Annotated in this window: 24 protein-coding genes and 1 riboswitch; of the genes, 9 read left to right on the top strand and 15 right to left on the bottom strand. The window is 64.6% G+C overall.

Translation table 11 applies throughout. The features are described 5' to 3' along the window. Window positions 1–119 precede the first annotated feature (119 nt). Together ACVOLO_RS14285 and ACVOLO_RS14280 are read left to right on the top strand one after the other, a co-directional pair. Window positions 120–1,448, top strand: coding sequence for an NTP/NDP exchange transporter (locus tag ACVOLO_RS14285; protein WP_481570978.1), 1,329 nt, complete (start codon window positions 120–122; stop codon window positions 1,446–1,448). Window positions 1,449–1,497: 49 nt separating this feature from the next. Next, window positions 1,498–1,845 (top strand): DUF1304 domain-containing protein, encoded by a 348-nt coding sequence (locus ACVOLO_RS14280; RefSeq protein ID WP_481570977.1) that lies wholly within the window; start codon window positions 1,498–1,500, stop codon window positions 1,843–1,845. Between the two features lie 31 nt (window positions 1,846–1,876). Here the strand turns inward: ACVOLO_RS14280 and ACVOLO_RS14275 are convergent, their stop codons facing one another. The 4 genes from ACVOLO_RS14275 to ACVOLO_RS14260 all read right to left on the bottom strand — a co-directional run bounded on the left by ACVOLO_RS14275 (window position 1,877) and on the right by ACVOLO_RS14260 (window position 6,219). Further along, complete coding sequence (locus ACVOLO_RS14275) at window positions 1,877–2,281, bottom strand: hypothetical protein (RefSeq protein ID WP_481570976.1); 405 nt, start codon at window positions 2,279–2,281, stop codon at window positions 1,877–1,879. Window positions 2,282–2,284: 3 nt separating this feature from the next. Then, window positions 2,285–2,767, bottom strand: coding sequence for a hotdog fold domain-containing protein (locus tag ACVOLO_RS14270; protein WP_481570975.1), 483 nt, complete (start codon window positions 2,765–2,767; stop codon window positions 2,285–2,287). A gap of 66 nt (window positions 2,768–2,833) precedes the next feature. Next, window positions 2,834–5,314 carry an acyl-CoA dehydrogenase gene (locus tag ACVOLO_RS14265; RefSeq protein WP_481570974.1) on the bottom strand — a complete coding sequence of 827 codons (2,481 nt, stop codon included), beginning with the start codon at window positions 5,312–5,314 and terminating at the stop codon, window positions 2,834–2,836. After that, a complete protein-coding gene (locus tag ACVOLO_RS14260) occupies window positions 5,311–6,219 on the bottom strand; it encodes an alpha/beta fold hydrolase (RefSeq protein WP_481570973.1) in 909 nt (302 codons plus the stop codon). Before ACVOLO_RS14260 ends, ACVOLO_RS14265 begins: the two co-directional genes overlap by 4 nt. Window positions 6,220–6,381: 162 nt before the next feature. On the opposite strand from ACVOLO_RS14260, the gene ACVOLO_RS14255 reads away from it, so the two are divergent. After that, on the top strand, window positions 6,382–6,984 hold the full coding sequence (locus tag ACVOLO_RS14255; RefSeq protein WP_481570972.1) for a TetR/AcrR family transcriptional regulator: 603 nt from the start codon (window positions 6,382–6,384) through the stop codon (window positions 6,982–6,984). 143 nt (window positions 6,985–7,127) lie between these two features. Here ACVOLO_RS14255 and ACVOLO_RS14250 read toward each other — a convergent pair whose 3' ends face one another. From ACVOLO_RS14250 to hslO, 3 genes are all read right to left on the bottom strand, one after another. Further along, window positions 7,128–9,974, bottom strand: a complete 2,847-nt coding sequence (locus tag ACVOLO_RS14250; protein ID WP_481570971.1) for a TonB-dependent receptor plug domain-containing protein — start codon at window positions 9,972–9,974, stop codon at window positions 7,128–7,130. A gap of 236 nt (window positions 9,975–10,210) precedes the next feature. Beyond that, window positions 10,211–11,032, bottom strand: coding sequence for an XOO1806 family protein (locus ACVOLO_RS14245; protein ID WP_481570998.1), 822 nt, complete (start codon window positions 11,030–11,032; stop codon window positions 10,211–10,213). A 152-nt stretch (window positions 11,033–11,184) separates the two neighbouring features. Then, on the bottom strand, window positions 11,185–12,078 hold the full coding sequence (gene hslO / locus ACVOLO_RS14240; RefSeq protein ID WP_481570970.1) for an Hsp33 family molecular chaperone HslO: 894 nt from the start codon (window positions 12,076–12,078) through the stop codon (window positions 11,185–11,187). Window positions 12,079–12,151: 73 nt separating this feature from the next. Between hslO and mtgA the strand changes: the two genes are divergently transcribed. From mtgA to ACVOLO_RS14225, 3 genes are read left to right on the top strand one after another with little or no spacing between them, the layout of a single operon-like run. After that, window positions 12,152–12,901 carry a monofunctional biosynthetic peptidoglycan transglycosylase gene (gene mtgA, locus ACVOLO_RS14235; protein ID WP_481570969.1) on the top strand — a complete coding sequence of 250 codons (750 nt, stop codon included), beginning with the start codon at window positions 12,152–12,154 and terminating at the stop codon, window positions 12,899–12,901. A gap of 27 nt (window positions 12,902–12,928) precedes the next feature. Next, window positions 12,929–13,948: a glycosyltransferase family 2 protein gene (locus ACVOLO_RS14230; RefSeq protein ID WP_481570968.1), complete on the top strand. Its 1,020-nt coding sequence runs from the start codon at window positions 12,929–12,931 to the stop codon at window positions 13,946–13,948. Next, a complete protein-coding gene (locus ACVOLO_RS14225; RefSeq protein WP_481570967.1) occupies window positions 13,908–14,339 on the top strand; it encodes a CBS domain-containing protein in 432 nt (143 codons plus the stop codon). Before ACVOLO_RS14230 ends, ACVOLO_RS14225 begins: the two co-directional genes overlap by 41 nt. A gap of 147 nt (window positions 14,340–14,486) precedes the next feature. On the opposite strand, the gene trhA is transcribed toward ACVOLO_RS14225, so the two are convergent. From trhA to ACVOLO_RS14195, 6 genes are all read right to left on the bottom strand, one after another. Continuing rightward, a complete protein-coding gene (gene trhA, locus ACVOLO_RS14220; protein ID WP_481570966.1) occupies window positions 14,487–15,119 on the bottom strand; it encodes a PAQR family membrane homeostasis protein TrhA in 633 nt (210 codons plus the stop codon). 118 nt (window positions 15,120–15,237) lie between these two features. Continuing rightward, window positions 15,238–16,842 (bottom strand): peptide chain release factor 3, encoded by a 1,605-nt coding sequence (locus ACVOLO_RS14215; RefSeq protein WP_481570965.1) that lies wholly within the window; start codon window positions 16,840–16,842, stop codon window positions 15,238–15,240. Window positions 16,843–16,939: 97 nt separating this feature from the next. Then, complete coding sequence (locus tag ACVOLO_RS14210; RefSeq protein ID WP_481570964.1) at window positions 16,940–18,322, bottom strand: hypothetical protein; 1,383 nt, start codon at window positions 18,320–18,322, stop codon at window positions 16,940–16,942. Next, a complete protein-coding gene (locus tag ACVOLO_RS14205; protein ID WP_481570963.1) occupies window positions 18,319–19,233 on the bottom strand; it encodes an ABC transporter ATP-binding protein in 915 nt (304 codons plus the stop codon). The genes ACVOLO_RS14210 and ACVOLO_RS14205 overlap by 4 nt, the downstream gene beginning before the upstream one ends. Then, complete coding sequence (locus ACVOLO_RS14200) at window positions 19,230–19,622, bottom strand: GntR family transcriptional regulator (RefSeq protein ID WP_481570962.1); 393 nt, start codon at window positions 19,620–19,622, stop codon at window positions 19,230–19,232. The genes ACVOLO_RS14205 and ACVOLO_RS14200 overlap by 4 nt, the downstream gene beginning before the upstream one ends. Window positions 19,623–19,719: 97 nt before the next feature. Continuing rightward, window positions 19,720–20,508, bottom strand: a complete 789-nt coding sequence (locus ACVOLO_RS14195; RefSeq protein WP_481570961.1) for a M23 family metallopeptidase — start codon at window positions 20,506–20,508, stop codon at window positions 19,720–19,722. 152 nt (window positions 20,509–20,660) lie between these two features. Further along, a riboswitch (SAM riboswitch) is annotated at window positions 20,661–20,780 on the top strand. 69 nt (window positions 20,781–20,849) lie between these two features. On the opposite strand from ACVOLO_RS14195, the gene metX reads away from it, so the two are divergent. The 3 genes from metX to ACVOLO_RS14180 are packed head-to-tail and all read left to right on the top strand — an operon-like array spanning window position 20,850 to window position 24,189. Then, window positions 20,850–21,878, top strand: coding sequence for a homoserine O-succinyltransferase MetX (metX, locus tag ACVOLO_RS14190; RefSeq protein WP_481570960.1), 1,029 nt, complete (start codon window positions 20,850–20,852; stop codon window positions 21,876–21,878). Next, window positions 21,875–23,125 carry an O-succinylhomoserine (thiol)-lyase gene (locus ACVOLO_RS14185; protein WP_481570959.1) on the top strand — a complete coding sequence of 417 codons (1,251 nt, stop codon included), beginning with the start codon at window positions 21,875–21,877 and terminating at the stop codon, window positions 23,123–23,125. The genes metX and ACVOLO_RS14185 overlap by 4 nt, the downstream gene beginning before the upstream one ends. Next, window positions 23,122–24,189: a homoserine dehydrogenase family protein gene (locus ACVOLO_RS14180; RefSeq protein ID WP_481570958.1), complete on the top strand. Its 1,068-nt coding sequence runs from the start codon at window positions 23,122–23,124 to the stop codon at window positions 24,187–24,189. The genes ACVOLO_RS14185 and ACVOLO_RS14180 overlap by 4 nt, the downstream gene beginning before the upstream one ends. A 131-nt stretch (window positions 24,190–24,320) precedes the next feature. On the opposite strand, the gene ACVOLO_RS14175 is transcribed toward ACVOLO_RS14180, so the two are convergent. Further along, window positions 24,321–25,091, bottom strand: a complete 771-nt coding sequence (locus ACVOLO_RS14175; protein WP_481570957.1) for a hypothetical protein — start codon at window positions 25,089–25,091, stop codon at window positions 24,321–24,323. A gap of 327 nt (window positions 25,092–25,418) precedes the next feature. Beyond that, window positions 25,419–25,529: L-serine ammonia-lyase, iron-sulfur-dependent, subunit alpha (locus ACVOLO_RS14170; RefSeq protein WP_481570997.1), on the bottom strand; the 111-nt coding region annotated here is incomplete at its 5' end.

The following is a 25,529-nucleotide window of genomic DNA, read 5'->3' as shown; positions in this document are numbered from 1 at the left end:
GACCGACATCCCTTTCCACACTGGCGATGTTGCGGTGCATTAGATAACTTACGCGCTTTGCAGCCCCCGGAGTGCCCGATGTCGCCGTCCTGTCGCTACCCCCCTGTCCGGGGTGCTGCATGAGCGTTGCCGGTGCGAAGCACCCGGCGGCACGGCTGCTGGACGCGTTGCGTGAATCCCCGGCGCTGTTGTGGTCGTTCCTGTATTTCTTCTGCCTGCTCAGCGGCTATTACGTGCTGCGCCCGGTACGCGAGGCGATGGCCGCCTCGGCGGACCTGCAGACGATCTTCCCGGCGTCGTTGATCGGCTGGTTCGACAGCCACGGCATTGCGCTGAAGGATTTCACCCTGCAGTTCCTGTTCACCTGCGTGTTCCTGATCATGCTGGTGATGCAGCCGCTGTATGGCTGGCTGGTCAGCCGCTTCCCGCGGCGGGTGTTCCTGCCGGTGATGTATGTCTTCTTCATCGTCACGCTGCTGATTTTCTACGCGATGTTTGAAAGCGGCGTGCCCGGCCGGGGCATGGCGTTCTTCTTTTGGATCACCGTGTTCAACCTGTTCGCGGTGGCGGTGTTCTGGAGCTTCATGGCCGACGTGTTCTCCAACGCGCAGGCGCGTGCCTACTACGGCTACATCGGTGCGGCGGGCACGGTGGGCGCCTTCCTCGGCCCGATCATCACCAGCTCGCTGGTGCAGCGGGTCGGCATCGCCAACCTGATGCTGGTTTCGGCCGGTTTCCTGCTGGTCTGCGTGCTGTGCATCTGGCAACTGCGCCGATGGGCCGTGCTGCGCGAGCGGGAGCAGCAACTGGCCGACGGCGAGAAGCCGATGGGCGGCAGCGTGCTTGATGGCCTGAAGCTGATCGCGCGCGAGCCGCTGCTGCGCTGGCTGGCTTTGATGGTGGTGTTCGGCGTGGGCGTTGGTACGACGCTGTACAACGAGCAGGCCTCCATCGCGCGGCGCATGATCACCGACCCGGCCGCCAGCACGGCCTTCTATTCGCGCATCGACCTGGCGGTGAACGCCCTGACGCTGATCGTGCAGCTGGGCCTGACCCGCTGGCTGTTGTCGCGTTTCGGCATCGCCCCGGCGCTGTTGATCCCGGGTTTTGCCATCATCATCGGCTTCTCGGCGCTGGCGGCCTCGCCGTTGCCGCTGATGGTGGCGATGGTGCAGGTGTTGACCCGTGCCAGCGAGTTCTCGCTGGGCAAGCCCGCGCGCGAGACCATCTACACGCGGGTGGACCGGCAGTGGCGGTACAAGGCGGGTGCGGCCATCGACACCGTGATCTATCGCGGCGCCGACCTGACCTCGGCCTGGATCCACAAGGGCCTGTCGCTGTTTGGCTCGCACGTGGTGTTTGCCGGTGGCACGCTGATGGCGATATTCATGACACTGTCGGCGCTGGGCGTGCTGCGCGAAGAGAAGAAACTGCCGCGCGACCGCTGAACGGGCAGGGTTCCACTACGTTGATGCTGCATGAAAGGAGGCCATACCGATGTACCTGCTTGCCCTGTCGCTGACCCTGCTGGTCGCCGTTCTGCACGTCTACTTCCTGGTGCTGGAGATGTTCCTGTGGACGCGTCCGCTGGGGCTGAAGACCTTCCGCAACACGCCCGAGAAAGCGCAGGCCACGCGCGTGCTGGCGGCCAACCAGGGGCTGTACAACGGCTTTCTCGCTGCCGGCATCTTCATTGGTCTGGCGTTGCAGGCGCCGCTGCTGGTGACCTTCTCGCTGGGCTGCGTGGTGGTGGCCGGCGCTTATGGGGCCTGGAGCGTCAGCCCGCGCATTTTCTACATCCAGGCCGTCCCGGCGATTCTGGCGCTGGTGTTGCGGGCGCTGTGATCGCCGCAGCGCCGGGCTACGCTCAGCGCGCTCAGTGGCTGATGTAGAGCGAAACGCCTTGCCACAGTGGCACGGCGTACAGCACCGCGCCGAGTACGAACATGGCGGTCAGCAGGTGCACGCGCCAGTCGTTGATGCGCAGGTAGATGAACTGTTCGACCGTGCGCCCCAGCCAGAACAGCGCCATGAAGCCGAGCAGTGCGTGGCCCAGTGGCGCATCCAGCAGCTCCCGGGTGAAGGCCAGTGACAGCACACCCATGCCAAGGAACACATAGACCAGGCGCAGGTTGAGTATCTGCATGATCGCGCGGTTGGCGGCGCTGACCTTGGCCAGTTCGCGTTTCCAGGCGAACACCCGCCAGAACGCCAGGTGGAACATTGCAAAGCCCAGGCTGTGCAGGCCGCCCAGGCGCACCATCCATTCGGCGGTATCCATCGGTTAGCCTCCGTTGCGCGCCGGGCGCGGTGACACCCACATCGCGATGGTGGCGTGGAATACCTCCACCCCGGCGGTATTGGTCACGCTGATCTTCACCGGCAGGTCGTAGCCACTGGCCGCGCTGACGATGGGTTGTGCGGGTGTGGCCACCGCTTTGAGCACGCCCAGCGCCTTGGCCTGGTACTTCACTTCCATGCCCTTGGGGATCCAGCGCATGTCGGCCGGCAGACTGGCATCGACCATCACCCCGCCAACCAGCTCGGCCAGGTTGCACATGGCGATCGCATGCACGGTGCCGATGTGGTTGCTGATGCGCCGCCGCTGGCGGATCACGCCTTCGCAGCGGCCCGGCTCCAGCAGCGTGATCTTCGGCGAGATGCTGCTGAAGTAGGGCGCCTTGAAGCACACGGCACGGGAAAACAGCCAGTTGCCGGCAGGCCAGCGGCGGAAGCGGTGGTACAGCGAAAGCAGTGGCGCGGTCATGGTGGGCGGTCCCGATATGAAAACGGCGGGCACCAGGCCCGCCGTTAGTGTGACGTTGTCGATGGCTTATGCGGCCTGCTGCGGCTGCGGGCGCTGCTTGCCCGGCAGGTCGTAGTAGCCGGCCGAACGCAGCTCGTGCGCGTCGAAGTCGTCCACGGTGATCGTGTCCATGGTGATCTCGCGCAGCTCTTCCAGCAGCTTGCGTTCGTCCTGGGAGATCACGCCCTCGGCCACGGCCTCGTCCAGCTGGGCGGCGAAGGTCAATGCCTCGATGCCCTTGGTCTTCAGTGCCTTGAGGAACTTGCGCTCCACCGGCTCGGCCATGATCGCCTTGGCCAGGTAGCTGTTGATGCGGCCACCCGGGTTGTTCTCGCACGGGGTCAGGAACACGCCCTGGGCCAGACGGTCACGGGCTTCGTTCGGGGCCATCAGCGAGGCGGCAACGCGACGGCTCAGGCGGTCGCCCGGGGCCTCGGCGCGGCGGCCGAACGGGAAGATCAGCGCCCACATCAGCCAGCCGATCGGGCGGATCGGGAAGTTGCGCAGGGCAGCGGACAGCGATTCCTCGATCTTGTGCACGCTGTCGTGGAAGGCCCAGGCCAGCAGCGGCTGGTCGGCGCTCGGTGCGCCCTCGTCGTGGTAACGCTTGAGCATGGCGCTGGTCATGTAGATGTGGCTGAGCACATCACCCAGGCGGCCGGACAGCGATTCCTTGAACTTGAGCTTGCCGCCCAGGGTCATCATCGAGATGTCGGCCATCAGCGCCAGGTTGGCCGAGTAGCGGTCCAGCTTGCGGAAGTAGCGGCGGGTATAGGCATCACCCGGTGCCGAACCAAAGCGCGCGCCGGTCAGGCCGAACCACAGCGAACGCACGGCATTGGAGATGCCGAAGCGGACGTGGCCGAACAGCGCCTGGTCGAACTCACGCAGGCCCGCCTTGCGGTCTTCATCCTGCGCGGCCTTCATTTCCTTCAGCACCCACGGGTGGCAGAGGATGGCGCCCTGGCCGAAGATCAGCAGCGAGCGGGTCATGATGTTGGCGCCTTCCACCGTGATGGCGATCGGCGCAGCCTGCCAGCTGCGGCCGGCGAAGTTGCGCGGCCCCAGGATGATGCCCTTGCCGCCGATCACGTCCATCACGTCGGAGATGACTTCGCGGCTCATGTTGGTGCAGTGGTATTTGGCAATCGCCGACGGCACCGACGGCACGTCGCCACGGTCCACGGCGGCGGCGGTGGCCTGCGACAGCGCGCTGATCTTGTAGGCCTTGCCGCCGATGCGGGCCAGCGCTTCTTCCACGCCCTCGAAGCGGCCGACCGACAGGCCGAACTGCTTGCGGATGCGCGCATAGGCGCCGGTCACCACCGCGCCGGCCTTGGCACCGCCGGACGCGGTGGAGGGCAGGGTGATGGAACGGCCGACGGCCAGACACTCGTTGAGCATGTTCCAGCCAAGGCCGCGCTTCTCGGCACCGCCGATCAGCTGGCTCATCGGGATGAAGACATCCTTGCCGCGGATCGGGCCGTTCTGGAAGGTCGAGTTCAGCGGGAAGTGGCGGCGACCGATTTCCACGCCATCGGTGTCACGCGGCAGCAGTGCCAGGGTGATGCCGATGTCCTTGGTGTCGCCGAGCAGGCCGTCCGGGTCGTACATGCGGAAGGCCATGCCGATCAGCGTCGCGACCGGGGCCAGGGTGATGTAACGCTTGTCGAAGGTCAGCTTCAGGCCCAGCACTTCCTCGCCCTTCCACATGCCCTTGCAGACGATGCCGAAGTCGGGGATCGAGGTGGCATCGGAGCCGGCGAACGGGCCGGTCAGGCCGAAGCACGGCACTTCCTGGCCGACAGCCAGGCGCGGCAGGTAGTAGTCCTTCTGTTCCTGGGTGCCGTAATGGTTGAGCAGCTCACCCGGGCCCAGCGAGTTGGGCACGCCGACGGTGGAGCTGACCACGCTGGAAACCGAGGCCAGCTTCTGGATCACCTTGTGGTGCGCCAGCGCGCTGAAACCCAGGCCGCCGTATTCCTTCGGAATGATCATGCCGAAGAACTTGTTCTTCTTGATGTAGTCCCACAGCTCCGGCGGCAGGTCGGCGTGGACGTGGGTGATCTCGAAGTCGTTGACCATCTTGCACAGCTCTTCCACCGGGCCATCCAGGAAGGCCTGTTCTTCGGCGGTGAGCTGCGGCTTGGGATAGTTGAGCAGGATGTTCCAGTCCGGGTCGCCGGTGAACAGCTCGCCTTCAAAACCGACCGAGCCGGTTTCCAGGGCAATGCGCTCGGTCTTGGACAGCGGCGGCAGCACCTTGCGGAACACGCCCATGAACGGCGCGGTGATCAGCGGCTTGCGCAGGAACGGCAGCAACACCGGCACGCTGACCAGGGCAACGATGGCGGCGGCGACGATGACTGCGGTCTGGTGGACGCCGGCAAACCAGCAGACGGCCAGGGCCACCACGCTGATCAGCGTCCATACCACCAGCCGCATGCGGTGATAGGCAACGAAGGCACCTGCCAACAGCAGGGCCAGGAAGGGAACGACAATGCTCATGGACTTGCTCCGGTAACGTGCTCGGTTCGGACGGACGCAGCGGCCGAGGGCACGGCGTCCAGGTAGTTCAACACGGCGCTGGTAAACGCGTTGTTGTCATCGCCGGCCACCATGTGCGTGGCCTCGGGCAGATGCACATGCTGTGCGTGCGGTACCAGCGTCATGAATTCTTCGACGGTTTGCGGCGAGACCAGATCACTGCGGCCGCCACTGATCAGCAGCACCGGGCACCCCACCTTGCGTGCAGCATCGGCGATGGCGTCCTGGTGTTGTTCGCTGTCGCGGGCCAGTTCTTCCACCAGGCGCGGGTCCCAATGCCAGCTCCAGCGTCCGCTGGTGGTCGGCCGCAGCAACGCGCGCAGCGAATCCTCGCTCTTGCGTGGGCGGTGCGGCATATAGGCGGAAATGCTGTCAGCAGCTGCTTCCAGCGAGGCAAAACCTTCCGGGTGCGCGCTCATGAAGGCGAGGATGCGTTCCACGCCACGGGTTTCCCAGCGCGGGGTGATATCCACCAGCACCATCGCCGAGAACAGGCCGGGCCAACGCGCTTCGGCCATCAGCCCGAACAGGCCGCCCATCGACGCAGCCACCAGCACCGGCGGGCTGCGCAGTTCACCGGCAACCACGATCAGGTCATCGGTGAACTGATCGCCGTGGTAGGGCAGATCGGCTGCATTCCAGTCCGAACCGCCATGGCCACGGGCGTCATAGCTGAGCGTGGGATGGCCGGCAGCCGCCATGGTTTCGGCAGTGCTGGTCCACGCGCCCCGGGTCTGGCCAAAGCCATGGGCGAACACAATGGGGGTGCGTTTGCCGCTGGAACGGGTGGCGGCAAGCACAGCGCCGTTGGCACCTTCAAGGCGGATGTCTTCGCTATGCATGCTTAAAAGAGTAGTGGATGCCATACGCGATGGTATGGATGCGGTTGCGGGCTGTCAATACTGCCCGGTATGGATGGGAAATGGGCGGCCCGCCGGGGCTTGCGGCGGATCGTCGGGGACAGCCAGGCTGTACCTTTCGTCAGCCGCATACTGCAACCAGTCCCCGCCGTATGGTTAAATCTGCGCATGAACGACACAGCAGCAGCACCTGCGGAGAACCGCAGCGGACGACACAGCCGCCTGAGCGCGGACGACTGGGCACAGGCAGCCCTGGATCTGGTGGCCGAACAAGGCGTGGGCGCCGTGGCGGTTGAGCCGCTGGCACGCCGTCTTGGTGTCACCAAGGGCAGCTTCTACTGGCATTTCCCTTCGCGCGACGCGCTGCTGCAAGCAGCACTGGAGCGCTGGGAGGTCGTCGAGCAGCAGCAGGTGTTTGGCAGTCTTGAAGAAGTGCCGGATCCACGCACGCGCCTGCGCGCGCTGTTCCAGCTGGTGGCGCACGAAGTCACCCCGCACGTCATTTACAGTGAGCTGCTCAAGGCGCTGGACAACCCGATGGTGCGGCCGGTCATCGACCGTGTTTCGCAGCGCCGCATGGAATACCTGATCGCCTCCTTTCGCCAGGCCGGCCTCAGCTCCACCGATGCCCGCCACCGCGCGCGCCTTGCCTACGCGGCCTACGTCGGTTTCCTGCAGCTGTCACTGCAACTGCAGCAACCCAAGCAGGCCCGCGAGGATTTCGAGGCCTACGTGGAACATGTGATCGAGACGTTGATCCCGAACGGTTGAGGGTAATCCGCATGCGTCGAGGACAAGGGCCGCCGCAAGGCGGCCTTTTTGTTTGCTCGTGTTTTTCAGATGCCCTGAAGTTCCTCGCAAAAGACAACGGCCCCTTTCGGGGCCGTTGTTGCAAGCGTTGAACCGTCAGCTCATCAGAACTTCTGGTTGTACTTCATGTACAGGAAGCGGCCGGTGTCGAAGCCGCCGTAGTACGAGAAGTTCGATGCGCCTTGGCTGTACATGATCGGGCCAACCTTGTTGAACACATTGTTGGCACCGATGGCAATGCGGGCATTCCAAGGTGCCTTCCACGCCAGCTGGACGTCGTTGAACACGACGCTGCTCATGCGTTCCTGCGGGATGACGCGGCCGGCAGTCGGGCTGTAGTAGTTCGGATCGCTGCAGTGCTCGGCGTAGGTGCAGTCCTCCTTGGTGCCGGAGTAGTAACGCATGCCCCAGTTGGCCGACCAGTCACCCTTGCTCCAGCCCAAATCCAGGTTCGAGCGGACACGGAAGTAGGTTTCAAAACCGTTGTACTGCGACGGCTTGGTGCCCTTTTCGTTCGTGCTCTTGGCTTCGTACTTGCTGACGTAGGTGCTGGCCCACTTTGCGCTGAAACGGCCGTAGTTGGTATCCAGAGCGTAGTTGACGTCGAGGTCAAAGCCTTCGGTCAAGTAGTAACCGGCGTTGCGATTACCGTACTCCAGCGTGCTAACGATCTGGGTGTTTGGATCGCGCTCGAACAAGCCGCAACGAGACTCGATCAGATTGACATAGCAGTCGCGCAGGATTGCGTTCGGGGAGTCAGAGATGATCGTGCTGTCAATGCGGATCTTCCACCAATCCAGTGCCACGCTCAGGCCCTGCACGTAGCTCGGGCTGTACACCAGACCGATGGTCTTGGACTCGGAGGTTTCCGGCTGCAGGGTCGGGTTGGAACCGGCAACGAACGGCACCGGGCTCTGCTGGCCAACGAGACCAGTGATCGGTTCAAAGCCCTGCTTCAACTGGCGGTAGTTGGCGGCGACGTCCTGCAAGCAGCGCGCTGAACCACGGGCGACGCCGTACACGCTGTCGCATGGATCCTGGAAGCCGGTGGTGAACGTCTGCGATTTGCCGCCGTACAGGTCATCAATCGTCGGGGCGCGGAAGCCTTCAGCGTAGGTCGCACGCACCAGCAGGTCGTCCATTGGACGCCACTTCAGGCCGAACTTGTTGTTGGTGGTGTCACCAAAGGTGTTGAAGTCCGAGTAGCGCGTAGCGGCGTTGAAGCTCAACTCCTTCGCACCCGGCAGGTCGGCCAGAATCGGCACGTTCAGTTCCAGGTAGACCTCGTCAACTGCATAGGAGCCGTAGGTCGGGCCCGAGGCGAGGTTGGTGGAGTCACCAGACTGTGCAATGGCGTCCGGAGTAAAGCCACCTTCTTCCTTGCGGTATTCATAACCGGCTGCAAAACCCACATCACCCGCAGGCAGAGTGAAGAGCGAGCCTGACAGGTTCGCGAAGTAATTGTGGGTCTTGGTGGTGCCGACGGCGTGCTCTTCCTTGAACAGGTAGTTGCGCACGTTCGGGTCATCCAGCGAGTTTGCGACAGCGCCAGTGCCGAAGCCTGCAAACGGATTCCACGGTACGCAGCCCGCGATCACGTCATCGGGCGCGCCATTCACACCCTTGGTGCCGCAGACAATGTTGCCATTGGCATCCTTGAAGGATGGCCCGACAGCCGCAGCGGCATTCGGCACGTAGAAGTTGCCGTTGTTGATGATGGTGGTGTCGGCTTCGTTGTACATGTAGCCGGCATCCCAGTCGAAGAAGCGCTCACCGATCTCAAACGAGCCTTCAAGGGCAGCGGCGAAGCGCCAAGTTGTCTGGTCAGTTGCGGTTGTGCGAGGGACTTCCCAGCCACGGCGGCGCCAATCGACGGCGCTCACTCCGCCGGTCGGATTGAAATAGCTATTTGCGGCCATCGGCATGCCATAGGCAGTGGACTGCAGCGGATAGCCTGCGATCTGGCGATCCGACGACCGCTTGGTGTAACCCATGTCGCTGGTGAAGCGAAGGTTGTCCGTAATCTCGTAATTGGCGTTCACGAACAGGGAGCGGCGCTCCAGCGGCGTGAGCAGCTGCATCTGATCGATGGAGTTGCTGGTGTCATCGCCATTCTGTGGGTGGAAAGCGCCAGGACCGAGTGCATCTTCACCACGGTTTGGTGCCTGCCAAGCTCCGCTAGTACCGGTTGGGCGCCAATTGCCCCACTGGCCAACGGAGGTGTTGTTGCCGCCCGGATCACGCGGATCGGCCTCGGCAGTGTACCAACGGTCGCGCGCCCACACGGCGTCTTCCTTGTGGTACTCAGCACCCATGGTGACCGAGCCGCGCTCGCCCGAGAAGCCAACCATGAAGTCGTAGGTCTGCTTCTGGCCATCGCCTTCGCCGTACTGGCCCATGTAGACGTTGGCTTCGGCGCCGTCGAAGTTCTTGCGGGTGATGATGTTGATCACGCCGGCCATCGCATCAGAGCCGTAGATCGAAGAGGCGCCATCCTTCAGGACTTCAATGCGCTCAACGATGACGCTGGGAATGCTGGAGATATCCTGGAAGCCTGCCGGGCTGATGCCGAGGCGGCGGCCATTGACCAGCACCAAGGTGCGTTGGGCGCCAAGGTTACGCAGGTCAATGTATTGGCCACCGGCTTCCTGGTTCGAGGTCAGCGGCGAGGCGCGGCTGAAGGTCGGGCTACCCGTCGAGGAAATGTTCTGCAGGATGTCTGCAACGGTGCTGAAGCCTTGGCCTTCAATCTGATCACGGGAGATTGTCAGGACCGGCTGTGCAGTTTCGACGTCAACTTGACGGATGCGTGAGCCGGTGACCTCGATTCGATCCAGCGTGGTCGCGCCGCTCTTGGTGGCGTCCTGAGCGTAAGCGGTACCTGCGGTACCGGCGCTTGCGACAAGCGCAAGTACAACAGCATCGCGCAGTTTGTTGGTCTTGCAATTCATTGGGTTCTCTCTCTCTGCCAAGTGGACTTGGGTACTACGTGAGTGCCTGGGGAGGGTCCGAAAGGTGAACCCAAAGCCCTAGGCTGGTACCGATAGTACTTGCGACTGCAAATAAATTAAAGATTGGTTAATGATTGGTGGGAATTTGATAAAAGTCGGCAAAGTGTTGATTTGACAGGCGGAAACGAAAAACGCCCCGGACGGGGCGCTTTTGAGAGTGAAGTTTGTAATCTTAGTTACAGATCTTGCTCGTACCGGACGTACGGGATTGCGCCGTCGTCGTTGCTCTCGTTACGAGGGGAGAACGGGTTCTTGCCGCGGGTGATGACGTTCTCGGCGCCGACGGTCAGCTGGCCGCTCCAGGGGGTGCGCCAGGTGATGCCCAGGCCGAGGCCTTCCCACTTGCCGCTGCTGCCGGGGGCGTCGACGACGCGGCCGATGACGTTGGCGCTGAAGGGGCCATAGCCGCCGCCCACGCTCAGGCTCTTGCTGTCCCATTGATCAACGATTGCCGGTGAGGCGTCGCTGAGGGGGACCAGACGCGCCTTGGCGTAGGTGCCGCCGATGGACACGAAGCCTTCGCGGCCGATGTTCTTCTGGCCGAAGACCGTCAGGTCGTTTTGTTCCATGCGCGCCGTGCCGGCCTTGTTGCCGCCGGCCAGCCAGGCAGGAAGGGTGTCGCGGCCGGTGCCCGCGGTGATGCCGACGCGCCCGCCAGGGCGGTTGAACGCGGTGGTGGCCGAAATGTGGCGGCCAACGTTGTCGTCGTCATCGCCGAGGCTGGCCAGCATGCAATGGCTGGCGAGCCCGCCGATGCTGGTGCCGCGACTGCTGTTGCAGAGCAGGCCCAGCGAATCGCCGGAGGACAGGCCGAAGGCGGCATCCAGTGAACTGCGACCGAAGTTCCAGCGTGCGCCAGCGCGCTGCTCGCCAGTCGGTTCCAGGTAAAGGAGGGCCTCGACCTTGCCGCTGCCGCGGTTCCAGACCGGCAGCACGGCGCTGTCTGACGACGCCTTGCTTTGTGCATGCACGCCCGTGACCGCGCTCAAGGCGATCATCAGGGCAAGCGGCAGGCGCAGAAAGGCGTTCATGGACTCAATCAGACTCGTTACGCGCCGGGAAGTTCCCGGCACATGAAGGTTTGATCGTATGTCGTTTATGGATTCTTAACAAGTCTTCGCCCTCCCCAGAACGCAACTCGCAAGCCCGGTTATTGCAGCCGCTCGGGGGCGGGCTGGTTTGCCGGTGTGGCCGCAAACAATACGCCGAATTCGGTCAAAGGGAAGTGATATTCCTGGCCGCAGAACTCGCAGCGGACGTCGACCTGGCCGGTGGCTTCGGCGGCAGCGCGGGCCTCCTCCTCGCCCAGTGACTGCAACATTGAGCTGACCCGTTCATGCGAGCAGGAGCAGCCAAAGCGCAGCGGCTTGTCGCCCATCAGTTCCGGTTGCTCTTCATGGAACAGGCGGTGCAGCAGTTCGCTGCCAGGCACGGCCAGCAGTTCTTCGCGCCCCAGGGTGTCGAACAGGGCGCCAATGCGGACCCAGCCGTCCTGGTCGCCGCTGTCGCCGGGCAGCTTTTGCAGCAGCAGGCCGGCTGCGTGTTCGCCATCGCAGGCCAGCAGAAGCCGGGTCGGCAGCTGTTCGGAGTGGCGGAAATAGTCCTCGAAGGCCTCGTCCAGGCTGTCGCCGCTGAGGTTCACCAGGCTCTGGTAGCGCTGCGGTTCGCGCGGGTCCAGGCCGGGGTTTTCGATGGTGATGGCCAGCAGTGCGCCTTCGCCCAGGGCCTGCAGGCTGGCCGGGGCGTCTTCTCCTTCGGCCAGCTGCACGATGCCGCGCAGGGTGCCGGCCGAGGTGCATTCGGCGAACAGCGCCCGCAGGGCGGAGGCGCTGCGCAACTGGATCGACAGCCGCCCATCAACCTTGGTATGGCCGGTGAACAGGGCCGAAGCCACGGAGGCTTCGCCGAGCAGGCGTGTCGCCGAAGCCGGGTAGTCGCCGTGGGACAGGATCTCGCGCCAGCTTTCGCTCAGACGGACATGAACGCCGCGCACGCCGGCGTCGGGCAGGAGGAAGCGGACAAGAAGGTCGGAGGTATCGGTCATGAGCGGCGTCTGCGCGAAGTGGGGCCGGTGCCGGATAATGCGCCGGACAGTGGAAGGTGCAAGGTGAACATCAATGGGGGCGGAACAGGCCAAGCGCAAGGCGGAGCCGGCGGGCGGTTCAGGCCGCAAGCGGCGCAGATGGCGGTGGTTGCTTTGGGTGCCGGTGCTGCTGGTGGCCGCCAGTGTGCTGCAGGTGGTGCTGCTGCGCTTCGTGGACCCGATGGTGTCCACGGTGATGGTGTTCCGGCAGTTGGAAGCCTGGGGCGAGGGGGACTGGAAATTCCGCATTCATTACCAGTGGCGCGACCTGGATGAAATGGCGGCGAGCGTGCCGATTTCACTGGTGGCTGCCGAGGATCAGCGGTTTCCCGAGCACAATGGGTTTGACCTGAAGGCCATCGAGAAGGCGCGCAAGCACAATGCCGATGGCGGGCGCCTGCGCGGGGCCAGCACCATCAGCCAGCAGACCGCCAAAAACGTGTTTCTGTGGCAGGGGCGCAGTTGGCTGCGTAAGGGGCTGGAGGCCTGGTACACGGTGTTGATTGAGCTGTTCTGGCCCAAACAGCGGATTCTGGAGGTGTACGCCAACGTGGCTGAGTTCGGGGACGGTGTGTACGGCGTGCAGGCGGCATCGCAGCAGTACTGGCGCAAGGACGCGGCCAGGCTCACGCCGGCCGAGAGCGCGCGGCTGGCGGCGGTGCTGCCATCGCCGCGGCGCTACAGCGCGGTCAAACCCGGCCCCTATGTGCAGCGCCGGGCGGCGTGGATCCAGCGGCAGGCGCGTCAACTGGGCGGTGCTGGGTATATCGACGGTGCCGATTGAGGCCGGTGGTCTGCGTAGAATTGGCGCATGAAACCGCGCGATCACCTGACGCTTGTCATCACTGCCTTCAACGAAGAAGACGCTCTGCCGCTGTTGCATCCGCGCCTGTGCGCGCAACTCGATGCGCTGACCGATATCGAGGGGCGCATTCTGTATGTGGATGATGGCAGCAGCGATGCCACCTGGGCGTTGATGCAGCAGTTGGCCGCCGGGGATGCGCGGGTGGCTGCGTTGCGCCTGTCGCGCAACTTCGGCAAGGAAGCCGCGCTGACGGCGGGCCTGGATTTTGTCGAGGAAGGCGCGGCCATCATGCTCGATGCCGATGGCCAGGACCCGCCGGAACTGGTGCCGCAGTTCGTCGCCTTGTGGCGGCAGGGGTACGACGATGTGTATGGCGTGCGACTGGAACGTGATGGTGATGGCTGGCTCAAGCGCGCCACCGCGTCGGTGTTCTATCGGCTGATCGGGCGTTTGTCGAAAACGCCGATTCCGGCTGATGCCGGGGATTTCCGGCTGCTGTCGCCACGCGCACTGGCGGGGTTGCGGCAGCTGCGTGAGCGGCAGCGCTTCATGAAAGGGTTGTTCGGTTGGGTGGGGCACCGCCGTGTCGCGCTGCCTTATCGACGCGAACGGCGGGTGGCCGGGCGCAGCAAGTTCGGCTTCTGGAAATTGTGGAATTTCGCGCTGGAAGGCATCACCAGTTTTTCCACTGCGCCGCTGCGCGCGGCAACCTACCTGGGGTTGTTCACCGCCGCGGGTGCGTTCGCATTTGGCGCATGGGTGGTGTGCAAGGCAGCATTTTATGGCGACCGGGTGGCTGGCTGGCCGACGATGATGGCGGCGATTCTGTTCCTGGGCGGCGTGCAATTGATTGCGCTGGGGCTGATTGGTGAATACCTGGGCCGCCTGTACATGGAGGCCAAGCAGCGGCCGCTGTACCTGGTCGACACCTGGTTGCCAGCGAACGTGGCAGTATCTGCCCCATCCGCCAGCGCAGGAGAACGCAATGCTCACCGTTCGACAGTTGCTTGGGGCCAAGTCCCCTGAGATTCACGCGGTACCACCGGATGCGGCGGTGGTGCAGGCCATCCGGTTGATGGCCGAGAAAGGCATCGGCGCAGTGCTGGTGATGGACGGCCGGCGTCTGGTGGGCATCCTTTCCGAGCGTGACTACGCACGCAAGATCGTGCTCAAGGACCGCTCTTCGGCGACTACGCCGGTGCGCGAGATCATGACTTCCGAACTGGTGACCGTGGCCCCCACCGTCACGGTGGAGCAATGCCTGGAGCTGGTGACCAACCGCCGCATCCGCCACCTGCCGGTGCTGGAAGGGGATGACGTGGTCGGTGTGATTTCCATCGGCGACCTGGTCAAGGCGGTGATCGAGCAGCAGCGCATGGAACTGGGCCAACTGCAGCAGTACATCACGGGTACCTGAGGCATCGCCTGCGGTGCGCTGCCTGGCGTAGCAGCCGCTGCAATCGACATCCTCTTTGCGCGGGCTTGTCACGATCGTGGCCGGCAGTGCAGCAGTGCAGCAGTTGGTGCGGCGCGGTCACCAGGAGTGCGCCGCCACGCGGCGGGTTCACAGAATCTGCGCCGTCACCGACACGAAGTGGCAGACGCTGCCGGCGATCACGAACAGATGCCAGATGGCATGCGAATACGGCAATTGTTCGCGGTGATAGAACACCGTGCCCAGCGTGTAGAAGATGCCGCCGGCAAACAGCCAGCCGATGGTCCAGCCATCAAGCGAATTCCACATCGGCTTGATCGCCACCACCACCAGCCAGCCCATCGCGATGTAGATGGCGGTGGACAGCTTCTTGAAGCGGCCGGTGTAGAACAGCTTGAACACCACGCCGAACAGGGCCAGTGCCCAGATCGCGCTGAACAGCCCCCAGCCCCAGGGCCCGCGCAGGCCAATCAGGGTGAACGGCGTGTAGGTGCCGGCGATCAGGATGTAGATCGCGCAGTGGTCGAAGATCTTCAACCGGCCTTTGGCCACCGGGTGCTGGATGGCGTGGTACAGGGTGGAGGCGGTGTAGAGCAGCAGCAGGGCCACGCCGAAAACGATGGCGCTGGCCAGCTGCCAGCCATCGCCGTAGATCGCAGCGAGAGTGATGAGCACGGCGCCGGCGGCCAGTGCGGTAACGGCGCCCAGGCCATGGGTCAGGGCGCTGGCGATTTCTTCCCGGACGGAAGCGGTAGCGGTCATGTGGGGGATGCCGCGGGCCGGGGGGAGGCCCGTTGGGGCCTATTAAAGCAGGGAACGGGGAATGAGGGAGCGGCGCATGTCTGAGCCACTCCCTGTTCCCTATCCTTGGTTCCGGGGGTCAGGCCACCGAAACCGTGTGCGCGGCCTCGCGCGTGGCCGAGAAGCGCACGTCCGGCGCACGTTCCTGCGCCAACTGCAGGTTGACCCGGGTCGGTGCCAGATACACCAGGTGGCCGGCGGCGTCGATGCTGAGGTTGCTGGCGTTCTTCTCGCGGAACTCTTCCAGCTTCTTGGCGTTGTCGCAGGAGACCCAGCGCGCGGTGGTGACCGTCACCGGCTCGAACACCGCTTCCACGCCGTATTCGTCCTTCAGCCGGTAAGCGGCCACGTCGAACTGCAGCACGCCGACCGCGCCCAGGATCAGGTCGTTGCTCATCAGCGGGCGGAAGAACTGGGTGGCGCCTTCCTCGGACAGCTGGGCCAGGCCCTTCTGCAGCTGCTTGAGCTTGAGCGGATCCTTCAGCCGCGCGCGGCGGAACAGCTCCGGCGCAAAATTGGGGATGCCGGTGAAGGTAACGGCCTCGCCTTCGGTGAAGGTGTCGCCGATGGAGATGGTGCCGTGGTTGTGGATGCCGATGACATCGCCCGGCCATGCTTCTGCAGCCAGTTCGCGGTCGCTGGCCATGAAGGTCAGTGCGTTGGCCAGCTTCATTTCCTTGCTGGAGCGCACGTGGAAGGTCTTCATGCCTGCAGTGAACTTGCCCGAGCACACGCGCATGAAGGCCACGCGGTCACGGTGCTGCGGGTCCATGTTGGCCTGGATCTTGAAAACGAAGCCGGTGAGCTTGTTTTCCTGCGGTGCGATGTCGCGGCCGGTGGTGGCGCGCGGCTGCGGTGCCGGCGCGTGCTCGACGAAGAAATCCAGCAGGGGCTGCACGCCGAAGTTGTTCACGCCCGAGCCGAAGAACACCGGCGTTTGCACGCCGCGCAGGGAGGCGTCCTTGTCGAACGGGTGGCTGGCGCCCTGCACCAGTTCCAGTTCGTCGCGCAGGTCGGCCAGCATTTTTTCACCGATCTTCTCGGCCAGGCCGGGCGAGTCGATGGACGGGAAAATGGTGGAATCCTGGCGGGTGAAGTTGCGGCCCGGCTCGTACAGGTGCACTTCGCCGGTGAGCAGGTGCACCACGCCCTTCAGGCGCTGGCCCATGCCGATCGGCCAGGTGACCGGCGCGCACTGGATGCCAAGCACGGTTTCCACTTCATCCAGCAGATCGATCGGGTCCTTGCCCTCGCGGTCAAGCTTGTTGATGAAGGTCATGATGGGGGTGTCGCGCAGGCGGCAGACCTCCATGAGCTTGATGGTGCGTTCCTCGACGCCCTTGGCTACGTCGATGACCATCAGCGCCGAGTCCACCGCGGTCAGCACGCGGTAGGTGTCTTCACCGAAGTCGGCGTGGCCGGGGGTGTCGAGCAGGTTGATGATCTTGTCTTCGTACGGGAACTGCATCACCGACGACGTGACCGAGATGCCGCGTTCCTTTTCCAGCGCCATCCAGTCGGAGGTGGCGTGCTTGCTGGTCTTGCGCGACTTCACCGAGCCGGCCATCTGGATCGCACCGCCGAACAGCAACAGCTTTTCGGTCAGCGTGGTCTTGCCGGCGTCAGGGTGGGAGATGATGGCGAAGGTGCGGCGGCGCGCGGCTTCGGAGGCGACTTCGGACATGGCAGGCGCGCCCGCCCGGGCGCATCAGGAAACGAATGAACCGGCGATTATACCTGCCGACCCGCCGGTACCGCATACGCCGCCCCGGCGGCCGCGTTCAGTTCTGCAGCCAGGGATGGGGGTGCCTGTCCAGCCGACGGCGGGCCATTGCCGACGCCAGCGCCCCGGCCAGCAGGACGCAGGACCACAGCGGCAAGAGCGAGGAGGGTGCTTTCAAGGGCATGGTGCTGGCGACCATTGCGATGGGCAGCAGCACCATCAACGCCACCAACGCGGCGCGGCCGAGGCGACTTTGCAGTGCGAACAGGAGGGCCGCATGCAGCCACATCAAGCTGGCTGTGCAGCACCACAGCAGTAGAAGCAGGTAGTGATGGTCTGCCCCAAGCAGGATGGCGGTGGTTGCCATGATCGCCAGCGCCGGCAAGGCGCGCAGCAGCATCTGCCGCGTCAGCAGGCCGGCCAGGGCGGGTGCGGGGCGGCGCGGAAGGCCGGGCAACAGGGCGGGCTCATGCAGCCCAAGCTGCGGGAGTCGCAGCAAGGTGTGCAGGCGCATTACCGGGGGGAGGGCGGCGGCGACCACCAGCAGCGGCGTAAAGAACAGCGCCGTGACGGCGATCTCGGAGCGGTTCAACAGCAACCACAGCACTGCCACGGCGATGATGGGGAGTTGCGCGGCCAGCACACTTTTTACGGTGCTTTGCCCGAACCCCGGACCTAGCGCGATGGCCAGGGCTTTGCCGGGATGCTGGGCGAGGTCGTGGCTGACCGGGGTGTCGATAGAAAAAAATGCGCCGTCAGGAATCTGTGGTGGCTTGCCCCAAAGTCCTTGATCATTTCGCAGGGTGACGAGTGCCAATGGGGTAGACCAAGGACGCGTTCCGGGATTTCGCAGCATTAGACGCCAGCACCCGGCATTGGCCAACAGCAGGCCCACAACCAGCAGCGACAAGAAGAGTGCGGGTGTGCTGCTGAGGCGTTCCCATTCGCGCAGCAGGGGCACTTCAAACTGAGCCAGCACGGTGCCCAGTGCAAAGAACGCCCACATCAGCCACGGTGGCATGCTTGTCCAGAACACGCCCACCAGCAGGCCAACGGCCGGGACCAGCAGGTTGAGCGCAAACCCCGGGCTGCCCGCTGCGGTGAGCAGTACCGCCGGCAGCACCACACTCAGCAGGAGTACCGCCAGGCCGAGCCGCAGGGCTTGGCGGCCGGCGTTGGGAAGCTGTAGTCGCCGGGCTTGTAGCGTGAGCCCGGTCAGGCGGCTGGTGGTCAGCATTGCCCAGCACATGACCAGCACCGCAGTGAGCACGGGCGCCAGATTGATGGCGTTGTCGCGGCTGTCGTCCCAGCGCGGAACGGTGATGGCCAGCAGCCATGTAGCTGCCAGCAGTAGGTTGGTCCAGCTGCCGGCGGCCAACACGCTGCGCAGGGTGATCAGCGCGGAGGCTGGCAGCGAAAGGCGATGGATGGCGGTGTTCACTCGGCCACCTCGACGAACAGGTCTTCCAGGTTCAGTCGGTCAGCGCGAATGCCTTCCAGTTGCAGCAGTTCGTTCGGAACGCTTTCCTGCTCGATCAGCAGCCGCAGACTACCGTCAGTAAGTGGGCGCCGTACCAGTTCACCAGGCATGCGGCCTGGCAGTTGAGCAACGTGGACGGCAGGGATAATCAAGCGGATGACCTGGCTTTTGAGTTCATCCAAGGGCTGGTTGAGCAGAATCCTGCCTTCGTGCAGGAAGGCAACCTGCGAGGCAATGCGCTCCAGGTCGCTGATGATGTGGCTGGAGAACAGCACCGTGGCGTCGTTGTCGATGGCCTGCTCGATGATGTCGCGCATCAGTTCGCGGCGGGCGATCGGGTCCAGCGCCGAGGCGGGTTCGTCCAGTACCAGCAAGCGCGGGCGCGGTGCGAGGGCTCGGATCAAGGCCAATCGTTGAACCTGCCCGGGGGATAGTTTGGAGATGACGCGGTTCGGATCCAGTTCCCAGCGTTTAAGCAGGGAGTGGGCATAGGCGCGATCCCAGCTTGGATACAGCTGGCTCAGGTAGGCGAACAGTTGCCCGACTTTCATCCAGGAGAACGATTGTGGCTGCTGTGGGACGTAGGCCAATCGGCTCTTGCGTGCATCGTCGAGGGCAAGGGCTGGCGCTCCCATCACCCACGCCTGACCGGACTGCGGTTGCATCAGGCCCAGCAGGCAGCTGATCAAACTACTCTTGCCGGCGCCATTGCGGCCGATCAGCCCCAAGACCTGGCCGCGGGGCAACTGCAGGCAGACATCGCGCAGCACTTCATGGTGGCCATAGCGCAGTTGCAGATTGTTCGCCCGCAACGGCAGCGCCAGATCTAATTCGGCGCCGAAGGTGGGGGCGGGTACGGCCAATGCGTTCATGTCGATTCCTTTTCGAGCAGTTGTTGCAGCCGCGCCAGCACGCGGTCGGCAGGGAGTTCCAGTTCATGGCAGTGACGGGCGAGTTCCTGCAGCAGCGGCTCGGCCAGCTGCAGGCGTTGTTTGAGGCTGTCGCTTCCGGCGTTGCCGGCTGCCACGACCATGCCTTTGCCGCGCAGGCGCTCCAGCACGCCCTCGGCTTCCAGTTGGCTGTAGGCGCGGGAGACCGTCATCGGGTTGATTGCATGTGCAGAGGCCACTTCCCGCACCGATGGCAAGGCATCGCCGGCCTGCAGTTGCCCGGCGCTGATCAGCCGACGCAGTTGTTCTGCGATCTGCCGATAAATGGGCTCGGCCGCCTGCGGTGAGATATGAAGTGCTCTTGCGTCCATGTGTATTAATACATCAATACACTTGGGGTGTGTCAACCCTCTCTGCGGGGAATCACTGCTTTGGTCGTCACTGCTGAGCCGGGTTCGAGGCTGAAAGTCAGGGCGCTTCCCGGGCGAACTGCAGCTCGCCGCGTTCACTGCGCATGCGCAAGCGCAGTGAGGTCAGGGCCAGGCCGGTGTTGGCCTGCACCGCGAAATGCAGATGCGGGCCGGTGCTTTGGCCGGTGTTGCCCGAGGCGGCGAGGGCTTGGCCGGTTTCCACGGCCTGGCCCGGTCGTACCTGCAGGCTGCCGGCCTGCAGGTGCGCGTACAGCGCCATGCTGCCGTCGCCGTGCAGCACCCGCACCAGGCAGCCGAGGTCGGGCGCGTTCTCCACGATCTGCATGACCTTGCCCGCGCGCGCGGCCACTACCGGCGTGCCTTCGGGCAGGGGGAAATCGACCGCATGCAGGTTCTGCGCATCGGTATGGCTGTAGCGGCCGGCGAAGGCCTGGCTGACGCGGACCTGCTGGCTGCGGAAGGGCAGTTGGTACAGGTAGTCATCAGGCCGGGCCGTGGGATCACCGGGGAAGGCATCCAGCAACAACTGCGAGCGGCCGCCATCAGCGGGCAACCAGAGCAGCGTGCGCCGTTCATTCGGCATCAGCAGCAGCGGGCGCTGCGGCGTTTCCTGCAGTGCGGCGCCTTGCCCGTGCAGGCGCACCTGCACCGGGCCGGCCAGCAGGTTGGTGACGATGGCGGCGTGGCCTCCGGCGCGTGGTTCCAGGTTCAGGCTTGCGAAGGCGGCACTGGCGGGCGCGCGTGCGCTTGCTGCGCTGTTCAGCCCCCAGCTTTGTCGCCAGCGGGCGCTGGGCGTGGCATCGGCGATGGGCGGGGCGGCGAACATCGCGGCAAGCAGCAATAAGAGAAGGGGGCGCACGGCGGCTACGGTGACATGACTGGGGAGCGATTGTGCCTGCTTGGTTGCCTTTGAAAATATTCCATCGCTTTATCCGAATAAAGCGATTGACATGGCCTGGGCGCGCTGGCATCGTAGCGCCACCATCGAGACCGGCAGAGGGACAGGCCCTTTGAAGCCGGGGCAACCAGCAGACGCGCAAGCGCCTGTGTTTGGTGCCAAATCCTGCGGGGACCACGTGTCTGCCGAAAAGATGGTTCGTTACGTGCATCGCACGGCGAACACGGGCTCCGCGAAGCTCGATGGCTGCTCCTTATCGGGATACCGCCATGAGTTTCGCCACTGCAATTGCCGCCCAGGAACTTCCTGCTGCTTCCTTCGTCAGCGCCGAGCGCGCAGTCACTGCCGTGCGCGGTGAAGTGGAAGTGCGGCTGGCGATGCGTCATGCAGGACAGCGCCTGCTGCGCCTGCGCTATGAACTGGTAGGCGCGGCTGGCTTGCCGGTGGTGCTGGTGGCCGGCGGTATCTCCGCACACCGTCATATCGCGTCCAACAGTGGCTTTGCCGAGAAGGGCTGGGCCGAAGGCCTGGCGGGCACCGGCCGTGCGCTGGATCCGCAGCACCGCCGCCTGTTGGGGTTTGATTTCATCGGCGCCGATGGCGACCTTGACGAGCCCATCGATACCGCGGACCAGGCCGATGCCATTGCCGCCTTGCTGGACGCGCTGCATATCGAGCAGCTGCAGGGCTTTGTCGGCTATTCCTACGGTGCATTGGTGGGCCAGCAACTGGCACTGCGCCATCCGCAGCGCCTGGCCAAGTTGATTGCGGTCAGCGGCGCGCATCGCCCGCATCCGTATGCCTCGGCATGGCGCGCATTGCAGCGCCGTGCGGTGGCGCTGGGCCAACTGCAATGTGCCGAAGCACACGGGCTGGCACTGGCACGGCAGTTCGCCATGCTCAGCTACCGCACGCCGGAAGAGTTCGGCGAACGCTTTGACGTTGCGCCGGAAGTGGTCAATGGCCGCGTGCGCGTGGCTGCTGAAGATTATCTCGACGCGGCCGGCGCGCAGTACGTCGCCCGCACCCGCGTCAACGCGTACCTGCGCCTGTCCGAATCCATCGACCTGCATCGCGTCGATCCGGCTGCCATCAACGTGCCGACGCTGGTGGTGGCGGTGGAGGGCGATCGCCTGGTACCGCTGTCCGACCTTGTCTCGTTGGTGGAAGGCTTAGGGCCGCGCGGCAGTCTGCGCGTGCTGCGCTCGCCTTACGGCCACGACGCCTTTTTGAAAGAAACCGACCGCATCGACGCAATTCTTGCCAACGCCCTTCGCCTGCCTGGAGAAACCGCATGAGCCTGTCCCACACTTCCGATATCTCCTGCAGCCGCGCCACGGCGGCCGTGCGTGCCGGCATTGATCGCGATACCGCCTACGGCGCGGTGACGCCGCCGATCGTGCTGTCGTCGAATTTCAGCTTCGACGGCTTCGGCAACAAGCGCCAATACGACTACACCCGCAGCGGCAATCCCACCCGCGATCTGCTGGGCGAAGCGTTGGCCGAACTGGAAGGTGGCGCCGGTGGCGTGATCACCGCGACCGGCATGGGCGCGATCAACCTGGTGCTCAACGCGCTGCTGGAGCCGGGCGACAGTCTGGTGGTGCCGCACGACGCATACGGCGGCAGCTGGCGCCTGTTCAATGCACTGGCCACCAAGGGCCACTTCGAGCTGATCACCGCCGATTTGACCGATCCGCGCTCGCTGGCCGATGCGTTGGCGCGGCAGCCGAAGCTGGTGTTGATCGAAACCCCGTCCAATCCGTTGCTGCGTATCACCGACCTGCGTTTCGTGATTGATGCCGCGCACAAGGCCGGCGCAAAAGTGGTGGTGGACAACACCTTCCTGTCGCCGGCATTGCAGACACCGATTGCCTTCGGTGCCGACGTGGTGCTGCATTCGACCACCAAGTACGTCAACGGCCACAGCGATGTGGTCGGCGGTGCGGTGATCGCACGCGATGCCGAGGTGCACCAGCAACTGGTGTGGTGGGCCAATGCGCTGGGCCTGACCGGATCGCCGTTCGATGCGTTCCTGACCCTGCGCGGCCTGCGCACGCTGGATGCGCGTCTGCGCGTGCACCAGGAAAACACGCAGGTGCTGGTTGACCTGCTGGCCGCCAGCGAGGTGGTGAGCAATGTCTATTACCCGGGCCTGGAATCGCATCCGGGCCATGCGGTGGCCGCGCGCCAGCAGAAGGGTTTCGGCGCAATGCTGTCCTTCGAGCTGGTGCCGAGCGAAGGCGACGATCCGCATGCGGTGGTGCGCGCCTTCCTGGAGGGCCTGAACTACTTCACCCTGGCCGAATCGCTGGGCGGCGTGGAAAGCCTGATCGCGCACCCGGCCACCATGACCCATGCAGCGATGACCCCCGAAGCGCGTGCCAAGGCCGGCATCAATGATGGCCTGCTACGTATTTCGGTGGGGATTGAATCCAGCGAGGATCTGCTGGCCGATCTGCAGGCCGGGCTTGCCCGCGCTGCGCAGGCGGTGGCTGACATTCAGGCCGGCAACGCCAAATGTAAAAAGACGGTGGATGCATGAGCGCTCAGCTGCGTCCGCTGGACATTCCGCAGGCACGATTGGTATTGCTGGGGACCGGCACCGTCGGTTCAGCCTTTGTCGCGCGCTACCAGGCGCTGCAGCAGCGGCAGCTGACGTTGCCGTCGCTGCATGTGGTGGCCAACTCGCGTATCGCATTGGCGTGCGCTGATGCGCCGGATGCCGCGCTGTCGGCCGCGCGCAATGCACAGCCGCGTGCCGGTGAGCCGGTGCATCGGCAGGAAGTTGGCCGTTTGAGCGTCGGCGACATCGTGGTGGATGCCACCGCCAGCGAGGACGTCGCGGCTGATCATGCGCATTGGCTGGGGCAGGGCATTCATGTCGTCACCGCCAACAAGCTGGGCAACGGCACTGCGTTGTCGCGTGCGCGCGGCATTGGCGATGCGGCCGCTGTCGGCAATGCGCGTTACGGCGATGCGGCCACGGTTGGCGCGGGTTTGCCGCTGTTGCGCAGCATCCGCGCGCTGGTCGCCGGCGGCGACCATGTGCACGCCATCGAAGGCGTTTTGTCCGGTTCGCTGGCGTGGCTGTTTGATCGTTTCGACGGCAGTACGCCGTTCTCCACCTGCGTGCGTGAAGCGGCCGCGGCCGGTTACACCGAGCCGGACCCGCGCATTGATCTGTCCGGTGAGGATGTTCGCCGCAAGTTGCTGATCCTGGCCCGCGCGGCAGGCGTGGCACTGGAAGCGGACCAGGTGCAGGTGGAATCGCTGGTGCCACCGGCATTGGCGGCATTGCCGGCCGATGAAGTGGGCGCTGCACTGGAACTGTTGGACGCGCCGTTGCAGGCGCGCCTGTTGCAGGCGCGCGAGCAGGGCTTGAAGTTGTGCTTTGTCGGTCGTCTCGATGCGCAGGGCGCTAGCGTCGGCCTGCGCGCATTGCCGGCCGATCACCCGCTTGCGGGTGGGCGCGGAACCGACAACCGTGTGGCCATTCACAGCGACCGCTACTGCACGCAGCCGTTGTTGATCCAGGGCCCGGGCGCGGGAGCGGAAGTGACCGCCGCCGCGCTGCTGGATGACGTGTTGAGCATCGTCACTCGCTGAGTGGCCGTGGCTTACGCGCTGCTGCAGGAGCGCGTATGCCGCGAAGCGGATGGGCCGTCGGATGGCAGAACCAATCGATCTCGCTGTGCCAGTCCCGGCTTCGCGGCTGAAGCCGCTCCTGCGCGCGCGGCTCAGCGCCGCCCGAACTTCTCGGCAAGGTAGCTTTGTACGTCGGCGCGGCTCATGCGGGTTCCGTCGTGGCTGACTACGCTGAAGTCCACGCCGTTTTCCCAGAGCTGGGGCGCGGCGAGGATGGCGATGTCCTTGGATGCAGTCCTGGTCTGCAGGTCAAGCAGATACTGGTTGAAACCGGCATCGCGCAGCCAGGCGTCGTAGCTGGAATCGTGGTTGGTGGCGAACTGCATCTGGTAGTGGCATTCCTCGCGTATGGGCGAGGGGCGCAGGTCGCAGCGGGCATCCCAGTCGTGCAGGCCGATCCAGGCATCCGGTTCCATCTGTCGCTGCGCGCCGGCGGCCCACAGTGCAACGCACATGCTTGCGCATTGTGATTTCACGCGGACGATGAGGTTGCGCCTGCGGATCATCCGCGCCGCTTCCAGCCCTGGCCCGGCGTAGCCGCCGCCGCTGGTGATGTCGATGCGTTGCAGTGACGGGTTGGCATCCAGCGCGGCCTTCAGATCGTTGGCGAAGTTCTTGCCGACGCTGCCTTCAATGCGCAGCACGCTGCCGCTCTCGCTGGCTACCATGCGTGCTTCTTCCAGACTGGTCAGCGTGGTCGGCTTCTCGCCCTCTACCACCATCGCTTCGCGTCTGGCGGCGTTCGGCGCAGTGGCCGCCGCTTCTGATCCGGAGGTGACGGCAGTGGCTTCGGAATCTGCCGGCGCCGGCTTTCTATTGCCGATGAAATAGGCGCCGATCACCAGCACGATTGCGGCAAGCACGATCTTGTCCAGACTGAGGCCGCCAGAGCGCGGCGCCGGTCGTGGTGCAGGCCGAGGCGCCGGTCGTACAGGTGGTGTGGGTAGAGCGGGCGGTTGCCCGCCGGGTTCCTGCTCGGTGTGCATCTGTCCCCCTGACGTTCCTTCGTGTGGCGCGATTCTGGAGGGCCAGTCAGGGGGATTGCAATACGAGGCACAGGGCCGTTAGTGCCGAGCCATGCGCGGCAAGGGGCGTTACAGGGAAAGCGCCAGCGGAGCACGGCTCCGCTCTACGGGAAGGGCGCGGTAACGGCGTAGGCTGGGATGGAATCCCAGCCTACGGTGCAGGCATCAGCACTCGATGACGTTGACGGCCAGGCCGCCACGGCTGGTTTCCTTGTACTTGTCCTGCATGTCGCGGCCGGTGTCGCGCATGGTCTTGATGACCTTGTCCAGCGAGAC

This window comes from Stenotrophomonas sp. STEN056 (genome assembly GCF_056759635.1).
The sequence above is the reverse complement of the archived record's forward strand: the minus strand, read 5'-3'. Positions and strand labels throughout refer to the sequence as shown.